At 61.2% G+C, this 22412-nt stretch carries 20 protein-coding genes, 1 other RNA gene and 1 riboswitch; of the genes, 8 read left to right on the forward strand and 13 right to left on the reverse strand.

Annotated elements, in window-relative coordinates; genetic code table 11:
- Nucleotides 1–29 precede the first annotated feature (29 nt).
- On the reverse strand, nt 30–3476 hold the full coding sequence (gene metH / locus A6764_RS14460; protein ID WP_264622265.1) for a methionine synthase: 3447 nt from the start codon (nt 3474–3476) through the stop codon (nt 30–32).
- Between the two features lie 113 nt (nt 3477–3589).
- A riboswitch (SAM riboswitch) is annotated at nt 3590–3689 on the reverse strand.
- A 206-nt stretch (nt 3690–3895) separates the two neighbouring features.
- Here metH and A6764_RS14465 point away from each other — a divergent pair.
- From A6764_RS14465 to argS, 3 genes are all read left to right on the forward strand, one after another.
- A complete protein-coding gene (locus A6764_RS14465) occupies nt 3896–4003 on the forward strand; it encodes a YjcZ family sporulation protein (protein WP_029099319.1) in 108 nt (35 codons plus the stop codon).
- 168 nt (nt 4004–4171) lie between these two features.
- Complete coding sequence (locus A6764_RS14470) at nt 4172–4651, forward strand: hypothetical protein (protein ID WP_029099318.1); 480 nt, start codon at nt 4172–4174, stop codon at nt 4649–4651.
- A gap of 352 nt (nt 4652–5003) precedes the next feature.
- On the forward strand, nt 5004–6719 hold the full coding sequence (argS, locus tag A6764_RS14475) for an arginine--tRNA ligase (protein WP_065066157.1): 1716 nt from the start codon (nt 5004–5006) through the stop codon (nt 6717–6719).
- Nucleotides 6720–6813: 94 nt separating this feature from the next.
- On the opposite strand, the gene A6764_RS14480 is transcribed toward argS, so the two are convergent.
- The 7 genes from A6764_RS14480 to A6764_RS14510 form a co-directional block, all read right to left on the reverse strand.
- Complete coding sequence (locus tag A6764_RS14480; RefSeq protein ID WP_035298135.1) at nt 6814–7197, reverse strand: hypothetical protein; 384 nt, start codon at nt 7195–7197, stop codon at nt 6814–6816.
- Between the two features lie 71 nt (nt 7198–7268).
- Nucleotides 7269–8102 (reverse strand): deoxyribonuclease IV, encoded by an 834-nt coding sequence (locus tag A6764_RS14485; protein WP_029099315.1) that lies wholly within the window; start codon nt 8100–8102, stop codon nt 7269–7271.
- A 154-nt stretch (nt 8103–8256) separates the two neighbouring features.
- A complete protein-coding gene (locus tag A6764_RS14490; RefSeq protein ID WP_065066156.1) occupies nt 8257–9813 on the reverse strand; it encodes a solute symporter family protein in 1557 nt (518 codons plus the stop codon).
- An 84-nt stretch (nt 9814–9897) separates the two neighbouring features.
- On the reverse strand, nt 9898–11424 hold the full coding sequence (locus A6764_RS14495; protein ID WP_029099313.1) for a solute symporter family protein: 1527 nt from the start codon (nt 11422–11424) through the stop codon (nt 9898–9900).
- On the reverse strand, nt 11421–11768 hold the full coding sequence (locus A6764_RS14500; protein WP_029099312.1) for a DUF485 domain-containing protein: 348 nt from the start codon (nt 11766–11768) through the stop codon (nt 11421–11423). Before A6764_RS14500 ends, A6764_RS14495 begins: the two co-directional genes overlap by 4 nt.
- Nucleotides 11769–11920: 152 nt before the next feature.
- Complete coding sequence (locus tag A6764_RS14505; RefSeq protein ID WP_029099311.1) at nt 11921–12646, reverse strand: LytR/AlgR family response regulator transcription factor; 726 nt, start codon at nt 12644–12646, stop codon at nt 11921–11923.
- On the reverse strand, nt 12646–14397 hold the full coding sequence (locus tag A6764_RS14510) for a LytS/YhcK type 5TM receptor domain-containing protein (RefSeq protein ID WP_264622266.1): 1752 nt from the start codon (nt 14395–14397) through the stop codon (nt 12646–12648). The genes A6764_RS14505 and A6764_RS14510 overlap by 1 nt, the downstream gene beginning before the upstream one ends.
- Nucleotides 14398–14535: 138 nt before the next feature.
- Between A6764_RS14510 and asnB the strand changes: the two genes are divergently transcribed.
- Nucleotides 14536–16383, forward strand: coding sequence for an asparagine synthase (glutamine-hydrolyzing) (gene asnB / locus A6764_RS14515; protein WP_264622267.1), 1848 nt, complete (start codon nt 14536–14538; stop codon nt 16381–16383).
- A 27-nt stretch (nt 16384–16410) separates the two neighbouring features.
- Here asnB and A6764_RS14520 read toward each other — a convergent pair whose 3' ends face one another.
- Nucleotides 16411–16998 carry a DL-endopeptidase inhibitor IseA family protein gene (locus tag A6764_RS14520; RefSeq protein ID WP_065066154.1) on the reverse strand — a complete coding sequence of 196 codons (588 nt, stop codon included), beginning with the start codon at nt 16996–16998 and terminating at the stop codon, nt 16411–16413.
- 420 nt (nt 16999–17418) lie between these two features.
- Nucleotides 17419–17806, reverse strand: an RNA gene (gene rnpB / locus A6764_RS14525) — RNase P RNA component class B.
- Between the two features lie 134 nt (nt 17807–17940).
- Here rnpB and A6764_RS14530 point away from each other — a divergent pair.
- Both A6764_RS14530 and A6764_RS14535 read left to right on the forward strand, forming a co-directional pair.
- Nucleotides 17941–18249, forward strand: a complete 309-nt coding sequence (locus tag A6764_RS14530; protein ID WP_065066153.1) for an iron-sulfur cluster biosynthesis family protein — start codon at nt 17941–17943, stop codon at nt 18247–18249.
- Between the two features lie 14 nt (nt 18250–18263).
- Nucleotides 18264–18794: a gamma carbonic anhydrase gene (locus A6764_RS14535; RefSeq protein ID WP_065066152.1), complete on the forward strand. Its 531-nt coding sequence runs from the start codon at nt 18264–18266 to the stop codon at nt 18792–18794.
- Between the two features lie 117 nt (nt 18795–18911).
- On the opposite strand, the gene A6764_RS14540 is transcribed toward A6764_RS14535, so the two are convergent.
- Nucleotides 18912–19592, reverse strand: a complete 681-nt coding sequence (locus tag A6764_RS14540) for a DUF1385 domain-containing protein (RefSeq protein WP_029099305.1) — start codon at nt 19590–19592, stop codon at nt 18912–18914.
- 78 nt (nt 19593–19670) lie between these two features.
- On the opposite strand from A6764_RS14540, the gene yfkAB reads away from it, so the two are divergent.
- Complete coding sequence (gene yfkAB / locus A6764_RS14545) at nt 19671–20786, forward strand: radical SAM/CxCxxxxC motif protein YfkAB (protein ID WP_044900156.1); 1116 nt, start codon at nt 19671–19673, stop codon at nt 20784–20786.
- Nucleotides 20787–20817: 31 nt separating this feature from the next.
- Nucleotides 20818–21072 (forward strand): alpha/beta-type small acid-soluble spore protein, encoded by a 255-nt coding sequence (locus A6764_RS14550; RefSeq protein ID WP_029099303.1) that lies wholly within the window; start codon nt 20818–20820, stop codon nt 21070–21072.
- Between the two features lie 108 nt (nt 21073–21180).
- Here the strand turns inward: A6764_RS14550 and A6764_RS14555 are convergent, their stop codons facing one another.
- Both A6764_RS14555 and A6764_RS14560 read right to left on the reverse strand, forming a co-directional pair.
- On the reverse strand, nt 21181–21681 hold the full coding sequence (locus A6764_RS14555) for a hypothetical protein (protein ID WP_065066151.1): 501 nt from the start codon (nt 21679–21681) through the stop codon (nt 21181–21183).
- A 387-nt stretch (nt 21682–22068) separates the two neighbouring features.
- Nucleotides 22069–22257: a hypothetical protein gene (locus tag A6764_RS14560; RefSeq protein ID WP_029099301.1), complete on the reverse strand. Its 189-nt coding sequence runs from the start codon at nt 22255–22257 to the stop codon at nt 22069–22071.
- Between the last annotated feature and the right edge of the window lie 155 nt (nt 22258–22412).

The following is a 22412-nucleotide window of genomic DNA, read 5'->3' on the forward strand; positions in this document are numbered from 1 at the left end:
CCCTTCTCTCCCATTGCTCTGTGAAACGCCTATAGGTCAAACACGGACGGGCCGGCGTTGAAGTACCTCGCCTCCGGATGGGCGAAGACCATCGCCGAGACGGACGCTTCCGGCTCCATCATGAATCCTTCCGTAAGCTGGATGCCGATGTCCTCCGGTTTCAACAAACGGAACAGCTTGGCCTGATCCTCCAGGTTGGGGCAGGCCGGGTAACCGAACGAGACGCGAATCCCCTGGTAACGGGCGCCAAACCGCTCCAGCATGGTCATCTCCGCCGGATCGGGGAAGCCCCAGACGTCCCGCATCACGTGGTGCACCCGTTCCGCAAAGGCTTCCGCCAATTCCAGCGCCAGCGCCTGCAGGACGTGGGAGCGGAGGTAGTCGCCCCGCTCTTTCAAAAGGGCGGAGCGCTCGCGGATGCCGGAGCCGGCCGTCACCGCCAGGAACCCGACGTAATCCATCTCGCCGCTCTCCACCGGTCGGAGGAAGTCGGAGAGGCAGAGAAACGGCTCCTCCGGCTGGCGGGGAAAGCGGAAGCGCTCCAGCAGACGGCTGTGATCGCGCGGATCGTAGACGAGGATGTCGTCGCCATCCGCCTGGGCTGGGAAAAACTGATACATCCCGTGCGCCGTGATCGTGCCGTCCCGCTTGGCTTCCGCCAGCAGTTCCTGCACCAACTGATACAGCCCGGTCACTTTTTCGTCCCCGGCCTCCAGCAGTTTCTCCACGTTGCCGCGGACGCCGAGATGCTTGCCGAGAAGCATCCGCAGGTTGAGGTACGGCTGCAGATGGCTGATCGGATAGTGGCGCAGCACGTGGCGCTCGCAGTCGGGCGGCACGTGGACCGGCACGGTGCGGCTGACGGCGGAGCGCTTCGGCTTGAGCGATGCCGCCGCTGCTTCGGCCTGCGGCGGAGTCGACGCTTCCTCTTCCACCGCCTGCTGGGCCGCGCGCAGCTTTTCCCGTTCTGCGGGGTCCTGCAGGCGGTTGACCAGGTCCAGCCCGTCCATCGCGTCCTTGGCGTACAGCACGATTCCCTTGTACTCCGGCGCGATCCGGTTGGAGGTAAACTTGCGGGTAAGGGCCGCGCCGCCTACCAAAAGCGGCACGTCAATGCCGGCTGCCCGCAGGTCCTGGGCGGTAATCACCATCTGCTGCGCCGACTTGACCAGCAGGCCCGACAGGCCGATCGCGTCCGGCCGCTCTTCGCGGCAGGCGGCGATCAACTGCTCCGGCGGCACCTTGATCCCCAGGTTGACCACCTCGTACCCGTTGTTGGCGAGGATGATCTCCACCAGGTTTTTGCCGATGTCGTGCACGTCCCCTTTTACCGTCGCCAGCAGGATTTTTCCTTTGGTGGCCGTCTCCGTCTTTTCCATGAACGGTTCCAGGAACGATACGGACGCCTTCATCACCTCGGCGCTCTGCAGCACCTCCGCGACGATCAGTTGGTTGGCGTTGAACAGCCGGCCCACTTCTTCCATCCCGGCCATCAGCGGGCCGTTGATGATTTCCAGCGGCGTGTATTTCTCCAGCGCCCGCTTGAGGTCGTCGATCAGCCCGTCCTTGGAGCCTTCCACCACGTACCGGGCCAGCCGCTCTTCCAGCGTGAGCGACGACGCTTCCACCCGGACTTCCTTTTTCTTCTGCCGGTAAAACTCGGTAAAGGCTGCCAGCGTCTCGTCATTGGTCTCGAACAGGAGCGCCTCTGCCAGTCTCCGCTCCTCTTCGGGAATGGAGGCGTAGCGTTCCAGCTTCTCCGTATTGACGATGGCGTAATCGAGCCCGGCCAAGGTCGTATGGTAGAGGAAGACGGCGTTCAGCACCTCCCGTCCGGCCGCCGGCAGCCCGAACGAGACGTTGCTGATGCCGAGAATCGTCTTGCTCTCCGGCATCGCCTCCTTGATCAGGCGGAGGCCTTCCACCGTCTCGCGGGCGGAGCCAATGTACTGCTCGTCGCCGGTGCCCACCGGAAAGACCAGCGGGTCGAAAATGATGTCGCGCGGGTTGACCCCGAACCGGTTGACCAGCAGGTCGTAGGAGCGTTTGGCCACCTCCAGCTTCCGCTCCCGGCTGACCGCCATGCCGGTCTCGTCGATCGTGCCGACGACGACGGCTGCGCCGTACTGGTGAATCAGCGGCACCACCTGTTCAAACCGCTCCAGCCCGTCTTCCAGGTTGATCGAGTTGAGAATGGCCTTGCCCTGCGAGTACCTTAGCCCGAGCTCCATGACGCGCACGTCGGTGGAGTCGATCATCAGCGGCGCTTTCACCTTTTTGACGACAAACTGCAGGAACTTCTCCATGTCCCCGTACTCGTCCCGGTCCGGGTCGGCGAGACAGATGTCGATGATCTGCGCCCCCCGCTTCACCTGGGCGCGGGCGATGTCTGACGCTTCCTCGTACTGCCCGGCCGCGATCAGGTCGCGGAATTTTTTCGACCCGATCACGTTGCTCCGTTCGCCGACGAGCAGCGGCCGGTTGTCCGGTTCCACGTAGACGACCTCGATCCCCGACACGGCGCTGACCGGCTGTCCGGCGGGGACGCGGGGCTTGCAGTCCTTCAACGCTTCCGCCAGCGCGCGGATATGCTCCGGTGTCGTGCCGCAGCAGCCTCCGGCGACGTTGAGCCAGCCCTGCTCGGCAAACGCCCGCATCTTGGCGGCCAGTCCGTGCGGCGTCTCGTGGTAATGGCCGTTTTCGTCCGGCAGGCCGGCGTTGGGATAACAGCTTACCCCGCACTGGGCCAGACCGGACAGCGTGCGCAGATGGTCGCGCATGAACTCCGGGCCGGTGGCACAGTTCAGGCCGATGGTAATCGGCTTCAGATGTTCCAGCGAGACGTAGAACGCTTCGACGGTTTGACCGGCCAGGGTCGTGCCCATCGGTTCGATCGTGCCGGAGACCATCACCGGCACTTCCCTCCCCAGCTCCGCGAACGCCCGGCGGATGCCGATGCCCCCGGCCTTGACGTTCAGCGTGTCCTGCGAGGTTTCCAAAAGCAGCGCATCCACGCCGCCGATCAGCAGCCCTTTCGCCTGCCGGTAGTACGCTTCCACCAGTTCTTCGAAGGTGACGCCTCCCGTCAGGGACAGCGTCTTGGTCGTCGGTCCCATCGAGCCGGCGACGTAACGCGGCCACTCCGGGGTGGAATAGGCGTCAGCCGCTTCCCGCGCCAGCCGGGCCGCGGCGATGTTGATCTCCAGGTCTTTTTCCGCCACGTCGTACTCGGCCAGGACGATGGAGGTGGCGCCAAACGTGTTGGTCTCCACGATGTCGGCGCCCGCCTCCAGGTATTTTTCGTGAATGGAGCGGATCACGTCGGGGCGGGTGAGATTGAGCAGCTCGTTGCAGCCTTCGTAGGCCTCGCCGCCAAAATCGTCGGCGGTCAGACTGGCCTGCTGCAGCATCGTCCCCATCGCACCGTCCAGAATCAGAATTTTCCGGTAAAGCTGTTCGCGAAGACTTGGTTTCATGGGCAGACTCCTTTTCTCACAAACTCACAAACGTATCGGTTCGAGTACAGCAAAAAATCCTCTCCTGTGTGCCAGAAGAGGATTTGTCCGCGAAACATACACGCATGACCATCCTCTTATCTTTCAAAGCACACGGCTTTGCTGGAATTGGCACCTGGTAATCCGGTTGCCGAGGCTTCATTGGGCCAGTCCCTCTGCCTCTCTGGATAAGAGTCGTCACTATCTCTTATGCGGTTTTGTCAAACGGCAACGATGTTTGAATGTATCTTAACACCCCCCTCTCCCCGCGTCAATGAAGAATTTGTCTATTTTCTCCAGCCCGTGACCCCCGCCCATTTTTGTGAAGCTGGTCATCCGCCCACAACAACCGGCACATTCGTGTATAGACTGAAGCATAACGGAAAGGAGGGGAAACAACAATGAGTACTTCCTTCTGCGGATCCGGCATTTTCGGTGACACGTTCGCGCTGGTGCTCGTTCTGTTTATCCTGTTGGTCATCGTCGGATGTTCGAACGACTGCAACTAAACGGGCGCTTACATGAAAAGGAGCCTAGCTGCTAGGCTCTTTTTGCGCTGGACAACCCTGTCCGTTCGCCGTTCCCTGCGGGACTCCCCGCCTGCGCCCCGTTCGTTGTCAGCCGCCGCCCGTTTTTGCTATGATGAAAAGCGATCCGGTACAAAGGAGCGAACCGCTGTGAATCATTTGGTACCCTGTGACCGTCAGGAATTCCTCTCCCGCCTGGAGACGGTGAAAGAGCTGGAGCACACCGATTTTGAGACCTACTCGATCGTCAAGAATCGAGAGACGGGGCAGCACTACCTTCGCTATTCGTTTGAGCACATCAACCTGTCCGAAGGAGGCAGGCGGGACGAATACGACCACTTCCTCCCGCTGGAATCGGACGACGTGCTGGGCATTCTGTTTGGCGACCAGCCCTACCGCTTTCCCGATCACTGGCGCTCCCCCTATCTGCGCAGCGGGACGGATGAGCGGCTGATGCCGTTTGATCCCAGCGAAAACCACGACCTGGAGGAAGAGGCCGAAGCAGAACGGGCGCTGCTCGCCAAGCTGGTCGAGTACAAGCGGCAGTGGCAGTCCGCAGACGACAAGGAACGGCTGACGCGGGACCTGTTCCACGACTTGGACGATTTGCTGAAAAAACCGGAAGAGTGAGTTGCATCCCGCGGGAGATGTCCGCTATAATGCTAGAGAAACATAGTCGTCGCCGAAGAGGAGAGTACTCCGTCAGAAAGCGGAAGCGAGCCGGGGACGGTGGGAGCCCGGTGCGGAATGACGCGGGGAAGCGCACCTCGGAGACGCGTCCTGAAGGTCCGGACGACCGGATTGCGTAGGGCACGCCGGGTCTGCCCGTTACCGCAGGCAAAGCGGCTTTCGCCTGTCCACGTACGGGAGGCGAGAGCAACAAGAGTGGCACCGCGGGAGTACAACCTCTCGTCTCTTTTCCCGATGAGACGCAGAGGTTTTTCTATTTTTTTCAGATTCCCAGAAACGAAAGGAGATTTCCATGAGCTATAAGCATCAAGCGGCCAGCATCATTGCCGCAGCACTCACCCGCCTCGGCGCGGACCAATTTACCGCCGAAACCGTATACGACATGCTGGAAACCCCGCCCAATCCCAGCATGGGGGATATCGCCTTCCCCTGCTTCCAACTGGCCAAGGCGCTCCGCAAGGCTCCGCCGCTGATCGCCGCCGAGCTGGCCGGCGAGGTAAGCGGCGCGCCGATTCGCGAAGCCAAGGCGGTCGGTCCGTACCTCAACCTGTTCCTCGATCAGGAAAGCGTCGCCCGCGACGTGATCGGCACGATCCTGACGCAGGGCAGCGCATACGGCAGCCGCGACATCGGTCAAGGGCGCAACGTGCCGATCGACCTCTCCTCCCCCAACATCGCGAAGCCGTTCTCCATGGGCCACCTGCGCTCCACCGTGATCGGCAACGCGATCGCCAACATCATGGAAAAACACGGCTACCGGCCGATCCGCATCAACCACCTGGGCGACTGGGGGACGCAGTTCGGCAAGCTGATCGTCGCCTACAAGCTGTGGGGCGACGAAGAAAAAGTAAAGGCCGAGCCGATCAAGGAGCTGCTCCACCTCTACGTCCGCTTCCACGAAGAGGCGGAAAAAGACCCGTCGCTGGAAGATCAGGGCCGCGAGTGGTTCAAAAAGCTGGAAGACGGGGACGAGGAAGCGCGTCGCCTCTGGCAGTGGTTCCGCGACGAATCGCTGAAGGAGTTCATGAAAATCTACGACTTGATGGGCGTTCAGTTTGACTCGTTCCACGGCGAGGCGTTCTACAACGACAAGATGGACCGCGTCGTCTCCATGCTGGAGGAAAAAGGGCTGTTGACCGAATCGGACGGCGCCCTGGTGGTCAACCTGGACGAGTACGACATGCCGCCGTGCCTGATCAAAAAATCGGACGGCGCCACCCTGTACGCGACGCGCGACCTGGCAGCCGCCCTGTATCGGTATGAGACCTACAACTTCGCCAAGGCCCTCTACGTCGTGGGCAACGAGCAGCGCCTGCACTTCCAGCAGTTGTACAAGGTGCTGGAAAAGATGGGCTTCGAATGGGCCAAGGAGATGTACCACATTCCGTTCGGCATGATGCTGAAGGACGGCAAGAAAATGTCCACCCGCAAAGGAAAAGTGGTCCTGCTGGAAGAAGTGCTGGCGCAGGCCATCGAGGACGTGCTGAACGTGATCCGGGAGAAAAACCCGTCGCTGGAAAACAAGGAAGAGGTGGCCCGCCAGGTTGGGGTTGGCGCGGTTATCTTCCACGACCTGAAAAACTACCGCCTGAACGACATCAATTTCTCCTGGGAGGAGATGCTCACGTTTGAAGGCGAGACCGGTCCGTACGTGCAGTACACGCACGCGCGCGCCTGCTCGCTGCTGCGCAAGGGCGGCTACGAGCCGACCAGAGAGGTGAAGCTGCCCGCAGGCGCCTTGGACAGCAAGGAAGCCTGGGCGGTCATCACGCTGTTGAACAGCTTCCCGGAAGTGATCGACCGGGCGCGGGAACAGTTCGACCCGTCGCAGATCGGCAAATACGTGATCGACCTGGCGCAGGCGTTCAACAAGTTCTACGCCAACGTCCGCATTCTGGCGGAAGAAGAGGACGTCAAGACGGCCCGCCTGCAGTTGGTCGCCGCAGTGGTGACGGTGCTGAAAGAGGGGCTGCGCCTGCTCGGACTCGCCGCACCGGAAGAGATGTAATCGCCTGTTGGCGAGACTGCCTCTCGTCCATCAAAAAAGCCGACTTTCCTGCTTTGACAGGAAGTCGGCTTTTCTTTTCCTTTGGGAACGCTCCCTACTTTTTCCCAAACCACGTCTTGCCGAGCAGCTCCACCACCTGCTTGGGCAGCGAGCGCGGCGGTTCTTTTTCAGCTCCCGATGCGTCGACGAGACGATACAACAGCGCCTTGTCGTCGGCCGGGTCCGACTTGGTTTCCAGCGTCAGTTCGCCGATGGCCCCCGCTTTCGTCCATTCCTCGATCATGATCTGATACTCGCCGGGAGCCAGTTCGATGTATTCCCCGTCCGGCAGGTCGATCACGGCATAGCCGTCGTGTTCGATTTCGGCGTCATAGATATGTCCGTTCGCCGCCTCATACAGGGCCAGCTCTTCCGGATTGTTCAGGTTTTCCTTGAGCGGGGCAAAATCCTCGATGGTTACCTTGACTCTTCGTTTCACGCAGACTCCTCCTCGCTGACAGCGCACTGTACGGTTTCCTCTCACACTCTACCATACGGGCGGTCAGCCTGTCACGGCCCGGCCAGCTCTCGCACCAGGGCGATCTCCTCCCGATGGCCGCCACCAGGCGGACGGGGCGTCTCCAGTACGACCGGGATTCCCTGCAGCTCCGGCGTCCGCAGCAGAGGGACAAACGCTTCCCTCCCGATCGCGCCCCGCCCAATCGGCGCGTGCCTGTCGCGAAAGGAACCGGCGGGATACACCGAATCGTTCAGATGGACGGCGGCCAGCGCGTCCAGATACCCCAGCTTCCGCATGCTGTCAGCCACCCGCTCCCAGTCGTCTCCCGTCCAGAGCCCGCTGGCAAAGGCGTGGCACGTGTCGAAGCAGAACCCCACTTTTTGCGGATGGTTCAGCAGTTCCCGCACCTGGGTCAGCTCTTCCAGCGTCGTTCCCATGCGGCTGCCCTGGCCCGCGTTGTTTTCCACCAGCAGCTTCGCCACTCCGCTCCAGCCGTCCAGGATGTCGTTCACCATCCGGATCATCAGCCGGTACCCTTCCAGCACATCCGCCCCCTTGTACTGGCCAAAGTGGACGACCACCCCGATGGAGCCGCACGCTTCCGCGATCTCCAGATCGTTTCGCAGCGAGTCGGCCGTCGCTTTAAACAGTGCGCCCGGCGCCGCGGCAAGATTGGCCGGATAGGAGGTGTGGGCGATGGAGACGATGCCCTGCTTTCGGCAAAAGGAGCGGCACGCCTCCGCATCCCTGGGGTCGAACGCTTTGACCGCCAGGCTGCGCGGGTTCTTGGGAAAGTATTGAAACGCTCCGGCCCCCAGCGCCAAAGCCGTCTTCGCCGCGGCCAGATACCCGCCGCGAATGCTGACGTGACATCCGACGTACACGCAGCTCCCTCCCTCTGGCAAGTTGTTTCCAGTTTCCCCCACTCTTCCTCGTTTCAGTCGCCGGGTGGGGAAATGGCTGCTGCCGGAAGCTCCCCGCTTTTCTCCTGCATCTCTCCCTGATTGTGCCCGCCTCGTCACGGGAGCTGCGGCCGCTTTATGCGTCGGCCTCGCGCCTGGCCCGGTCAGCGGGCGGACGGATGCCGGCATGCGCCTGCACCAGCACCCGGTCGTACCGCTCCGACGCCCCCGGCGACGGTCGGCTCAGCCAGGTGCCCAGCAGCGCGCCGAGAAAGCCGAGCGGGATCGAGACCAGTCCCGGATTGGCCAGGGGAAACAGCGGCTCGGCCAGGATCAAGCCGTGCTCGGGATGCATCACCGACGGGCCGAGACAGACAAGCAGGAGCGAAGCCAGTACGCCGGTGATGACCCCGGCAAGCGCTCCCTGCACCGTGAACCGCCGCCAGTACAGGGTAAACAGGATCAGCGGCAGATTGGCCGAAGCGGCCACTGCAAACGTCAGCGCCACCAGAATCGCCACGTTCATCTTCTGCGCGCCGATCGCCAGCCAGATGGAGACGAGGCCGACGGCGACGGACGAAGCCTTGGCGACCAGCACCTGCTCCCGTTCGGAAGCCTGTCCGCTGCGGACGATGTGGCTGTAGACGTCGTGGGCAAACGCGGAGGACGCGGCGAGCACCAATCCCGTCACGACCGCCAGTATCGTGGCGAAGGCGACGGCCGAGATGTAGGCCATCAGGAATTCGCCGCCCAGCGCGTCGGCCAAAAGCGTCACCGTCAGATTCCCCCCGAACCCGGCCTGCTCCAGGGTCTGCCAGCCGATAAACGCGCACGCGCCGAATCCCAGCAGAATGGTCATCAGGTAAAACGCCCCCATGATCCAGGTGGCCGTGATGATCGACTTGCGCGTGGTGACCGCGTCCTTTACCGTAAAAAGTCGGGCGATGATGTGGGGCAGGCCGGCCGTTCCCAGGATCAGCGCCAGATGCAGCGAAAGGATGTCCAGCGGCCTGACGTACTGGTTGCCCGGATAGAGGTAGCGCTCCCTGAGCGGGGTGGCCGTGCTGACGTAATCAAACAGCGCCGCCAGGCTCCAATCAAAGCGGGCCAGCACGATCATGGAGACGATGCACGTGCCTGTCAGGAGCAGAATGGCCTTGATAATCTGCACCCAGGAGGTGGCCTCCATCCCGCCGAAGACGACGTAGATCGTCATCAGGCTGCCCACCACCATCACCGCGGTCTCGTACTCGATGTCAAACAGGTGGTGAATCAGCGCCCCCGCCCCCACCAGTTGGGCGATCATGTAAAAAATCGTGATCAACAGCGTCGTGCAGGCGATCACCCCGCGCAGCCCCCTGCTGTCAAAGCGGACGGCGATCGCGTCGGCCAAGGTGTACCGCCCCAGGTTGTGCAGCGGCTCCGCGATTACCGACAGCATCACCAGATAGGAGACGAAAAAACCGATCGCGTAGAGAAAGCCGTCAAACCCGTACAGGGCGATCGCCCCCGCAATGCCGAGAAAAGACGCGGCGCTCATGTAGTCCCCCGCGATGGCCACGCCGTTCTGCAAACCGGTCAGGCGGTTCCCCGCGGCGTAGAACTCGCGCGGGTTGACCGCCCGCCTGGCCGCGGAATACGTGATGAACAGCGTGCCGATAATCACGCTGCAAAAGAAAATCACCGCAGACATGCCATCCCCCACTTCCGCCTGAATGGCAAAGAAGCTGGGGCATTCACCCCAGCATCTCCAGTTTCTTCATTACTTATCCGCGGGCTATGCCGTTTCCTTCATGCCCGTATTGGCCTTGACCTGAATTTCTTCAAATTTGGCGTCGTCCCGCGAGCGGGAGAAGTACGTGCCGAGCCAGGCGGCCAAAAAGCCCAGCGGGATGGATACGATGCCCGGATTGCTGAGCGGGAAGAGGGCATGGCCGACGAGAATCGCCTTGCCCGGCTCCGGATTCCAGACGTTCGGGCTGAGGGCGACCAGGATCAGTGCGCTGAACAGCCCCACCAGCATGCCGGTCACCGCTCCCGTCGTGTTAAAACGGCGCCAGTAAATGGTAAAGATGATCACAGGCAGGTTGGCGCTGGCCGCCACCGCAAAAGCAAGCGCCACGAGGAAGGCGACGTTCAGCTTCTGCGCGAACAAGGCGAGCAGGATGGAGATGACGGCCACGCCGACCGACGCCCACTTGGCGGCCAGCATCTGCTCCCGCTCCGTCACTTTGCCCTGCCGGATCACATGGCTGTAAAAATCGTGCGCAAAGGCGGAGGCGGCGGACAGGACCAGCCCCGCCACCACGGCGAGGATCGTGGCGAAGGCGACGGCGGAGACGAACGCGAACAGGAAGTTCCCCCCGAGGTACTGCGCCAGAAGCGGAGCGCCCATGTTGCCCGCCGGGTCCATGTTGTCCTGGCCGACAAACGCAGCCGCGCCAAAGCCCAGGAAAATGGTCATGACGTAGAAAATGCCGATGATCCAGGTGGCGTACACCACCGACTTGCGCGCGGTCGGCGCATCCTTCACGGTAAAGAAGCGGATCAGGATGTGCGGCAGACCGGCCGTGCCCAGCACCAGCGCCAGGTTGAGCGAGATCGTGTCCAGCCCGTCCTTGAACTTGTTGCCGGGATAGAGAAACTTCTCGCCCAGCGGCGTGGCCGTCTTCATGTGTTCGAACATGGCCGTGACGCTGAAGCCAAACTTGGCGAACACCATCACCGAGATGATGAACGTGCCGGCCATCAAGAGCACCGCCTTGACAATCTGCACCCAGGAGGTGGCGGTCATCCCGCCGAAGACCACGTACACCGTCATCAGGGCGCCGACGATCAGCACGGACGTGGTGTACTCCAGCCCGAGCAGCAGTTTGATCAGCGCGCCGGCCCCCACCAACTGCGCGATCATGTAAAAAATGGAGATGGCGACGGAATTGAGCGCGGCCACGCCGCGAATCTGCTTGTTGTTGAAGCGGGCCGCGATCATGTCCGCCATCGTGTACTTGCCCAGGTTTCGCAGCGGTTCGGCCACCAGGTACAGCACGACCAGATACGCGACGAGAAAACCGATGCTGTAGAAAAAGCCGTCGAAGCCGGACAGCGCGATCATCCCGGCGATGCCGAGAAACGAAGCCGCCGACATGTAGTCGCCCGCAATGGCAAGGCCGTTCTGCCAGCCGGTCAGGCCGCCCCCGGCGGTGTAAAATTCGCTGGTCGTGTTGGTCCGCTTGGAAGCGTAGTAGGTGATGATCAGCGTCAAGATGACGATGGCCAGAAACAGCAAAAACGCGGTTACGTTCATACCCCTTTTCCTCCCGTCTCCTGTTTGATCTGTTCCACCATCCGGTCAAACTCTTCCGAGCGCTTCGTGTAGATGATACAGAGGGCCCAGGTCATGATGAACTGGGCAAAAGCGAATACCCAGGCCCAGGTGATCGCCCCGAAAGCGGGCCGGTTCAGGACTTGAAAGTAGGAGGTCATGATCGGGAGGGTGAAGTAAAACACGAAGAAGAAGATGGAATAAGGCAGGATGAATGCTTTTTTCCGCTTCAACAGTTCCTGGAAGGCGGCGGAACGGCTCACGGCCGCGTAGTCAATCGACGGCGGCTTCGACGTCCCTTTGGCCGCCGGGCTCGTATTTCCCATTGGATCTCCCCCTCTTGCAAATGTGGCGCCCACCGGATTGTAAGCGCTTCCTTTAGTTTACAAAACAATTCCAATATTGCGTACATTTTTGCGCATCCTGCACAATCCCGTGCGCCACATGCACAAAACGAGGAATCAGCGCAGGGAAACCTCTACCCTTCCAGCCGCTTCAGCAGGTCTTTGGCAGCCGTGCGGGAGACGGGTACGCGCACTTTTTTCGGCCCTTTCAGAATCAGGTTGTACGCCCCGTTGAACCACGGCTCCAGCTCGCTGACGTACTGCAGGTTGACCAGGTAGCTCTTGTGCGTGCGGAAAAAGGAATGGGCTTGCAGCTTTTCCTCCAACTGCTGCAGGGTCATTCGGGTGGTGTACACCTCCGTCTCCGTGCAGATCTGCACCACCCGGTCGTCCCGGACGGCGTACATGACGGCGGCCGGGTCGATCACCACCAGCCGGTTGTTCTCTTCCACGATCAGCTTGGAGACTTTTCCCGCGTGAGGCACAGGCGTTTCGGCGAGCCGCTTGCGCACGCGCTGCAGCGTTTCCCGCAGGCGGTGGGGTTCCGTCGGCTTCAGCAGGTAATCGACGGCATTCAGCTTGAACGCTTCCACCGCGTAGTCCTCATGGGCGGTTGAGAAGACCAGCAGCGGCCGATCCTTGCGCGCCGCCAGCATACGCGCCGCCTGGTCCCCCTCCAGTTCCGGCATTTTGATGTCCAAAAACACCACGTCGGGGTTGTGCTCCTCCACCAGGCGCAGCAGTTCCCTGCCGTTGGCGGCACAGGGCAGGAGTTCCACGTCGCTTTCCTGCTGCAGCAGGTAGGCCAGCTCTTCCCGGGCCAGGTGTTCGTCTTCGGCAATCATGACGCGAATGCGCATCAGACATCCTCTCCTCCTCTGTGAGGTATGAAAAAGGTGATCCGGCAGCCGCCCTCCGGTTTGTTGGCAAAGCGCAGACGGGCGGACGGGCCGAGCAGGCTGACCAGCCGCTGGTTGACGTTGTAGACGCCGATCCCGTTTCCGTCGCGGCTCTCCAGCGGCATCGCGCCCAGCTTGTCCAGGATGGACGCGGGGATGCCCGCGCCGTTGTCTTCGATGACCACGGCCACCCGTCCTCCGTCCCGCTTCACGCTCACCTCGATCTCCCCGCCGCTGGGCTTGCCCCGCAGGCCGTGATGGATGCTGTTCTCCACCAGCGGCTGCAGCGTCCCCGGCGGGATCAGCGCTTCTTCGACGCCGGCGTCCACCTCGCAGCGGACGACAAACTGTTCCGCAAAGCGAATGTTGATGATCTCCAGATACGCGTTCAGGTGGTTCAGCTCCTGCCCGACGGTGACCAGGGGACTTGCGGTCAGCTTCAGGTTGAGGCGCATGAACACGCCGAGCTGGATCGTCATGTGCCGCGCCAGATCGGGATTGATCCGGATCAGGGTGACGATGGAATTGAGCGTGTTGAACAGAAAGTGCGGCTGTATTTGCGCCTGCAGCATCCGCAGCTCCGCGTCTTTCATCAGCCCCTTCATTTTCTCGGCCAGCGTCAGCGTGAGCTGGTTGGACAGCAGGTTGCCCAGCCCCTTGGCCAGGGCTTCCTGCACCTTGCCGATCTGTTGGGGACGGCGGAAATACAGCTTGATCAGCCCGACCACGCTGTCCCCTTCCCGGATCGGCACCACCACTGCCGCGTGCAGCGGACAGTGCTTTCGCTCGCAGGAGACGCTCTCCCGGGTAAGCCCCGTCTCGATGCCGCCGCTGACCATCGCCCGCCGGTCCAACTCGCTCCCCACCGGCTCGCCGGGCAGGTGGTGATCCGCGCCGGCCCCGACGTGGGCGAGCAGGCGCTCCCGGTCGGTGACCGCCACCGCTGCCGCCTTCGCTTCCCGCAGCAGGAGCTGGGCAGCGGCTTGGGCCGTCTGCGGCGTCAAGCCCTGCTTGAGATGAGGCAGGATCCGCTCGGCGATGGTAAAGGCCCGCTCCGCTTCCGTCGCGGCGGAGCGCTCCTCCTCTTTCAGGGCGATGTGGATCATCGTGGTAAAAATGGCGATGGAGATGCTGTTGGTCAGCACCATGGGTATGCCGATCAGGTTGACGACGGTCCGGACCAGCTCGGGAGGGTGGGCGAAAATCAGCAGCAGCGACATTTGGATGATGGGGGCGAACATGCCGATAAACAGCGCCTTGGCGGGGGAGATCACCCGCTCCTGGGAAAAAAAGCGCGCCACGTAGCCGGCGAAGAGCCCGGTGATCGGCACGGAAAGCCCCGCCGGCCAGGCGGCAAATCCGCCCAGGCTGTACAGATGAGCTCCGGCGATCAAGCCTGCTCCCAGCCCCACCAGCGGCCCGCCCAACAGCCCGCCGATCACCACGCCCACCAGGGTGGAGTTGGCGATCGCTTCATGGGGCTGCAGCGAAAAAATCCAGAAAGCGGGGAGGTACGCCTCCTTTCGCACCACCACGCCCGCATAGGTGCCGGCCATCCCGAACAGGCCAAACAGCAGCGAATACGCGATCGACGTCCCGAGGTGAACGTCCCGGTCCAGCAGTTGGCGAAACAGCGGGATGCGCGTCAGTATAAAGGCGAGCGTAAGCAGAATCCCCATGCGCTCGATCAACAACAGCGTCAACTGTTCCACTGCGCCATCCCTCCGCAACTCATTCCGTCTGTTAACAATTCCGCTTTCTCTTTCGCTTTCCCTGCTGGACAGACAACTCGGCTGGGCGCCCTGCATACCCTGGATGTGCAACGTTTCATGCGAGAAGGGTGATCGATAATGTGCGGAATTACCGGATGGGTTGACTGGGAAAAAGACCTTTCCCAGGAGAGAGCCACGATTGAAGCCATGACACAGACGCTGACCAGACGGGGACCTGACGATGAGGGGTACTGGCTGTCGCAGCGGGTCGCATTTGGACACCGACGGCTGTGCGTCGTCGACCCTGCGGGCGGCCGTCAACCGATGACGCGCGAACTGGGCGGACACGCCTATACCCTGATATACAACGGAGAACTGTACAACACGGAGGATCTTCGCCGGGAACTGCTGGCGAGAGGCCACGCGTTTCACTCCCACTCGGACACGGAAGTGCTGCTCGCCTCCTACATCGAATGGGGCAGCGAGTGCGTCCGCAAGCTGAACGGCATCTTTGCCTTCGCGGTCTGGGACGAACGGGAGCAATCCCTGTTTCTGGCCCGCGACCGCATGGGGGTAAAGCCGCTCTTTTACGCCAGACGGGGCAGCTCGTTTCTGTTCGGGTCCGAGCTGAAGGCGCTGCTGGCCCATCCGGCTGTCAAACCGGTCCTGTCCCGGGAAGGGATCGCCGAAATCTTTGCCCTCGGACCGGCCCGGACACCCGGACACGGCGTCTTTCACGACGTCTTCGAACTGCGGCCCGGCTGCCACCTGACCGTCACGCGCGAGCGCTTCTCCATCAAGCGGTACTGGCAGGTGGAGAGCCGCCCCCACACCGACGACGCGGAGCGGACCGCCCAAACCGTCCGGGAGCTCTTGATCGATTCGATCCAGCGGCAGTTGGTCGCGGACGTCCCGGTCGCCACGCTGCTCTCCGGCGGGCTGGACTCCAGCGCCATCACCGCGATCGCGGCCGAGGCGTTCCGATGCGACGGGCGGGGACCGCTGCACACCTATTCCATCGACTACGTGGACAACGATCGCCACTTCCAGGCGAACGCCTTCCAGCCCAACGCCGACGCCCCGTACGTGCAGAGGGTCTCCTCTTTCTTTGGCACCGTTCACCATGCGATCGAGTTTGACACGCCCGAGCTGGTGGATGCCCTGCGCACCGCCACGTACGCCCGCGATCTGCCCGGCATGGCGGACGTCGACGCGTCTCTCTACCTGTTTTGCCGCGAGATCAAAAAGGAAACGACGGTGGTCCTGTCCGGGGAGTGCGCGGACGAAGTGTTTGGCGGCTATCCCTGGTTCCACCGCGAAGAGCTGCTCCACGCCCGCACGTTCCCCTGGTCGCGGGCCATCGAACAGCGGGCCGCCTGGCTTTCGCCCGAACTGCGGGAGTGGGTGAAGCCGGAGGAATACGCGGCGCAGCGGTACGAGGAGACGCTTGACGAGGTGCCGCATCTGCCCGGCGAAAGTCCGCTGGAGGCACGCCGCCGCGAAATGTTTTACCTAAACCTCACCTGGTTCATGAACACCCTGCTGGATCGCAAGGACCGGATGAGCATGGCGGCCAGCCTGGAGGCCCGTGTGCCGTTTTGCGACCACCGGCTGGTGGAATACGTCTGGAACATCCCCTGGTCGCTGAAAATGTGGGGCAGCCGCGAAAAGGGCATCCTGCGCAAGGCACTGGAGGGCATCGTGCCCGACGACGTCCTGTACCGCAAAAAAAGCCCCTATCCGAAGACGCATAATCCCGCGTACACGGAAGCGACCCGCTCCTGGCTCCTGGAGATTCTGGACGATTCCTCCTCTCCCCTTCACCGGCTGATTGACACGGCAGCGGTCCGCCGGCTGGCCCTGGCGGACGCGAAAGCCTCGGACGTTCCGTTTTTCGGCCAGTTGATGAGCACCCCCCAACTGTTTGCCTACCTGGCTCAAATGGATGTGTGGATGCGGGCGTATCACGTCACGATCCGGTCCTGACGGGAAAAAAGCTCCTCGACCCCAGCCTTACGGGGTCTTGAGGAGCTTCCTTTTCTTCCTGACGGCGGTCGGCTTCGCGGCCAGTTTGGCGGCCGGTTTGATGGTTGGCTTGGCCGCTGGTCTGATGGTTGGCTTGGCAGCTGCCGCTGGCTTCGCCGGACAGGAGCGGTATCGGATATCGAACTCTCGGGCCGTGCGTTTGGCGATGGAAAAGGGGCTGGACGGCCCTGTGCGGACTAACCGGTAATCGATGCGAACGCGGGTGGAGCCACCGGTGAGAACGGCCCGGATCACTTTTTGATTGGGGCGATTTCGCACAATGCGCAGCGATTGGACCATGGTTGGGAGCGGAGGCACGTCCCCTGCCGGCACACACAGTTTGCCTTTGACGACGCGCAGGTTCAGGTTGCACACCATCACCCGCGTCAGCCGTTTCCCCCAAAACCGACGAAAATACCGGGCAATTTTGCGTCGAGTGTTAAACCGGTCCGGAAGGGGGGTGTAGTCGACTCCGTTGACCGTGTAGACAACCTTACGTCGCGGAGAGGACACCACCCTGCTCCAGACCTGTTCCGCCTGTTCGATCATGTTTCGGAAAAAGCGTTCGTGATCCAAGAAATCACCTCCTCCTAAACCCTATGGGGGAGGGCTTGTGCTAGTACGCCCGTTTGACCGCCTGTTTTTCCGACAAGAGCCGTCAGGCTGTCCGCTTGTCCTCCCCCCTGCTCGGGTGCCTGTCGAACCGGGAGGATGCGTTTCAGATATTCCGTCGGGAGGAGGTGAACGCTTCCAAAGAGTGAGCCGCCTTCCCCATCCACTGTTTTTTATTCGCCCTGTTCATCGATTATGCTGGGTGGAGAAAGGATGGGCGGGAACGTCCGCTCCTGTCGGCCGGCAGTACCGGCAGGCACGGACGCGGACGGATGCGGGCGGGAGGTTCCCGCAGCACGGTCTTCTCTGATGCGGGGGATGCGGAGAATGAAAAAAACCGTCTGGAAGCCAGACGGTTTTTGCGTGCGTCGTGATAGCAAGGAATGCTGTAAGCCAGGTTCTGTGTCTCCCGTGCTGCAAGCGGGGCTGTTCCCCTCGCACCAAGAGCGGTAGTCATCTATCTATGGCAGCCGAGGCCGCCATCCGTCCCTCCGTTCATTTCCTTCGGGACGGTTCCCCTACCAAATTTGGGTTTCTCGCTCGCAGGGTTTACCGCGTTCCATCTCCCCTGTCGCCAGGGAAGCTCCGTTTCTGTGGCACTTTCAGCGTACTCGGGTCTCAGGGAGAACCCTTTCCGCGCCGTCAGCGAAGCCGAAGCCTCACTGCCCTGGTTTGCACCAGGTACGAACACTCCAGGCATCTCAGCCTGGGCGAGCCTGGACTTTCCTCTACCGCCGACCGAAAACGGCCGCGGCAGCGACTACCCGCATTCCTTGCCATTACCGAATCAGTACCATTTAATTTAGCACATGCCGCAAGATCGGTCAACCCGAATCTAATGGCAAACGTGGCAAATTGTTAACATGACCCGCCTGTAGTACAATGGGGGACAAAGGAGGGCTGAGCGTGATCACCATTACCCCGACCGCTGCCGCCCGTCTGTCCGCGTTGATTGCGGAAGAGCGGGACGCCGACCGGCTGGGCATCAAAATCATCGCGACGACGTCGGGCTGCGGCAGTCTTGCGTACAGCATCGCCATCACGGAGGCGGGTCGCTTGGACAAATCGGTCGACGTGACCGGCATCCGTCTGTTTTACCGCGACGAAGAGAAGGAGCTGCTGAACGGGATCGTCGTGGACTTCGACCCGGTGACCGGCCGTTTTTCCCTCGCGCATTCCCGTCCGCCGCAGACCGGCTGCCCGCTATCTCATTGACAGGAGGGATTTTCATGCTGCTGCTTCCATTTGAAAATAGCGTTCCCCGAATTCACGAATCCGCATTCATCGCCCGCGGCGTGGTCATCTCCGGCGATGTGACCATCGGCGAAGACACCTCGATCTGGTACAACACCGTCATCCGCGGCGACATCGCTCCCACCGTCATCGGCCGCAGGGTGAGCGTTCAGGACAACAGCACCTTGCATCAAAGCCCCGGCAATCCGCTCATCCTGGAAGACGAAGTGACGGTCGGCCACAACGTCGTGCTGCACAGCTGCATCATCCGCCGCGGTGCCCTGATCGGCATGGGCGCGATCGTCATGGACGGCGCGGAAGTGGGCGAAGAAGCGATGGTGGCCGCCGGCGCGCTGGTTCCGCCGGGAATGAAGGTGCCGCCCCGCACCCTGGTGGTGGGCTCTCCCGCCAAGGTGAAGCGGGAACTGACGGAAGACGATTTCCGCGAGCTGCGCCGTATCCAGCAGTCTTATGTGGACAAGGGGAAAATCTACCGGAAGCTGGAGGAACAGCCGCTCAGCCGGTAAGTCGCAAAAGCCGCGTCTTGGCGGCTTTTTTTATTGGCAGATCGGGCCGCTTGCCCCACATCCGTTCGCAAAAAAGGCGCGTTCGTCAGGAACACGCCATTGTTTTCATGCCGCATGTCACGCCGCCCGCTGCTGTTCGCTGCTGCGGATATGCTCAAACAGGCGGTACGAGCGAATGGCTGTCTCCAGGTGCAGGCGGGCCGGTTCTTTTGTGGTCACATGACGTTGAAAAAAGGCCGACAAGCTGTAGATCAAGCGGCAGTACCTGCGCAGATGGCGGTCTCCTGCCGCGCCGACCAGCAGGCACGCGACGCCCGCCGCCACGCACCAGGGCAGCGCCGCAAACGGCAGCGCCAGCAAAAATCCGGCGAAGAACCACACCACCAGGTTGGTGGAGCAGCCGGCATTGACGATGTCGGCCTTGGCAATCTCTTTCCAGGACTCAAGCCGCTTTTCCCCCTGATAGCTGAAGACCTTGTGCTCCGCGCCGTGAAATTTTTTCAGCTCCCGCGGGAAGATGAAGTGAAATCCCGCCACATACACGGCCGCCCACCACGGATCGACCACGGCCAGACGCGGGAACGCCGCCGCAGCGATCACGTACAGGACGAGCGCCAGATGCAGCAGTTGATACGGCCAGGGGAAGGAAAAACAAATGCGAAGCCACATTTTGCCGATGGTCCGAAAGGTGATTTTTTCCGCCCAGAGGTGAATGACGCCGTCCTTCACTTCTGCGCAGGCCAGCACGTTCCGGTCGTGAAAAAAGACGCCGCGTCCAAAAGAAATGCCCATTATCATGTTGTTCGCTATTCTCCTTCCGCTCCCTAGTCAGTATAATTATATGAATGTACGTGTGTAATTGAAGGAGGTCTCACCATGATCCGCATGGTTCCAACCACACCACTGACTCCGCGGCACGACCCATGGGAGCCGCTTTTTAACGCGACGCCGCCCGCTTACAAGCTGACCAGCGTCGAATTGACCGTGACCAATCTGTGCAATCTCCGCTGCGAGCATTGTGCCGTCGGCGATACGCTGCGTTTCAAGGACGATCCCGCTCTGCCCGTCGACCTGATTCTGCGCCGGCTGGACGAAGCGGAAGACCTGCTTACTCTCAGTATAACAGGCGGGGAACCGATGTACAGCGAACGGACCGTGCGAGAGGTGATTCTGCCGATCCTGCGCTACGCGGCGGACCGCGGTCTGCGCACGCAGATCAACTCCAACATGACCCTGCCGTTCTCCCGGTACGAACAGATCCTGCCGTACATAGACGTGATGCACATCTCCTGGAACTGGTCTACGCCCGAGGAGTTCCTTGCTATTGTCTACGCAAAAAGCGGGCGTACGGTTTCACTCAAACAGGCGGAGCAGCAATTTGCCCTGATCGGGGAAAATGCGCGGAAACTGGCGGAGGCCGGCGTGTTTGTCTCTGCGGAGACGATGCTCAACACGCGGACGTGGAAGAAAATGGACATCCTGCACAAGCAGATTCAAGAGATGGGCTGCCGCCGTCACGAAGTCCATCCGATGTACGCCAGCGACTTTGCCCGCGATCTGCAGGTGCTGACACTGGATGAACTGCGCAGCGCGATTCACTCGCTCCTGGACGTGCGCAACGAAGAGGTGTGGATGCTGTTCGGCACGCTTCCCTTCTTCGCCTGCAGCCCGCTGGAAGCGGACCGGGAGCTGATCCGCCGCCTGCGGGAAGCGAAAAACGTCACCGTGCGCAACGACCCCGACGGCCGGAACCGCTTGAACGTCAACATTTTCACCGGCGACGTGATCGTCACCGACTTCGGCGACGTGGAGCCGCTCGGCAACATTCAGACCGACCGGCTGCAGACGATGTTTCAGCGCTGGCAGGAGCATCCGCTCAACCAGACCATCAACTGTCACTGCCCGGCGGTCAACTGCGCCGGCCCCAATCTGCTGGTTGCCAACACCTACTATCCCGACACCACCTTCAAGCAGCGTAAAGCGCTGGTCTGAACGGGCAGACTAGGGACAGAGGTGATGATGGATGAGCAGGCGCAGACGTCCCCTCGTCCCGCAGGCGCAACACGGGCTGGACCGGCTGAAAGCCCAGGCGGCCCGGGTGAACGAACCTGAGCAGGCCAAGTATGAAGTGGCGGAAGAGCTGAACATTCCCCTGACGAACGGCTACAACGGCCACCTCACCGCCCACGACGCCGGCCGGATCGGCGGTCAACTGGGCGGCAGCATGGTCAAGGAACTGGTGCGGATGGCCATGGAGCGGATGAAGTCGCGTCCGTGACCTCCGCCCGCATGGCAATCGCAGCGGAACCAGGGAAACGTGCAAAATGGCCGGCGGCATGAAAAAGGACGGGCGCTCCCCGTCCTTTTCGTGTGCAGACCGTTCCTTTCATTGTTTTAAAATTACCGCCGAGATACTCCCCGGTTTCCGCATCATACATGCCGGTGGCCAGGCAGTTTTTGATGAGGCCGAAACGAGGATGTTCAAGCCCATTCGGATAATAGACCTGAACCGCCAAGACGACGCGTCTTTGGCGATTTCAATGGAAACGGCGTCATCTCCCGCAAGTTTCACAAATTCCTCGTACGTCATGTACTCGGTCAGCTTCACTTCCGCGTTCTGTTCTTCCAAATAGTTTTCGTCAAGAACACTGCTTTTGGTGGCTTTGAAGGACTGGCTATGCAAGCCCAATTTATCTGCGTTCCCTTTCAGAATGGGTTCGGGATTTTTGTTGAGCGGCTTACTGTCGGCTTTCACCTCCACGTTCGCATCTGAAGTGCCTGCGCCCTCGTTTCCGTCGCCTTGAAATGCGAGCGCATAAGCACCGACCGATGCCACCAACACGAACGCGAGAGACAGCGAGTGTATCTTCTTGTTTATTCTGTTCACTCCTTCCCAGCTTTTTTACTCTTTGACGACAGCACAGACGAATTCGTTCCCGTTCGTTCTCAGAAGTTTTACTGGACGTAACTGTTGTATCCCATGAAGCACGCATTCCGCCCCCGGACCAGCGGCCGTTTCATTGACCGGTGTTGCTTGCAGAGCAGCCTGTTTCTGTAAAATGCGCACCGGTCCTTGGACGGTTGCTGCTGCTTCCGAGGCTTGCGTTCCGCCGATCTGCTGTTGGAAGTTTTGTGGCAGGCTCGGGCGCGGCGATCCCTTACCGCCGGCCGTGCTGCCGGCTGGCACGGTTGTTTCGCTGCCATCCCTCTTTAAAGTGGAAAAGGAACCGCTTGATGGTCGTCGCGGTTCCCCTGTGATTTTCGTATTGTGCGCTCAGCGCAGACGATCCAACTGCTTGGCGCTCGGCTTGCGCGGCCCGAGCATGGAGCGGCTGATGTCGTTTACCCTGTGGAAGGAATCGAACATCTGGTCGAGCACTTCCACCAGCTCGCGAATCTGCACCACTTTGCCGTAAACGCCGTCAAAATGGTGGCGAACCGATTTGCCGTTCAGTCGAAACATGACCGCACCTCCTTCTGTTCCTCTCTTATCACCCTATGCCAAATAGGCCCGAAAGGAAAATCGGATGGGGCGGTCGCAATCGCCCATTTTTGGTCCGCAGGCGTGCCGGTCAAATGTCCGACTGCTTGGAACACGTCACATCCCGGCCGCCCCCA

Origin of the sequence: Brevibacillus sp. WF146 (assembly GCF_001673705.2) — a bacterium.
In the GTDB taxonomy this organism is placed as follows: domain Bacteria; phylum Bacillota; class Bacilli; order Brevibacillales; family Brevibacillaceae; genus Brevibacillus; species Brevibacillus thermoruber.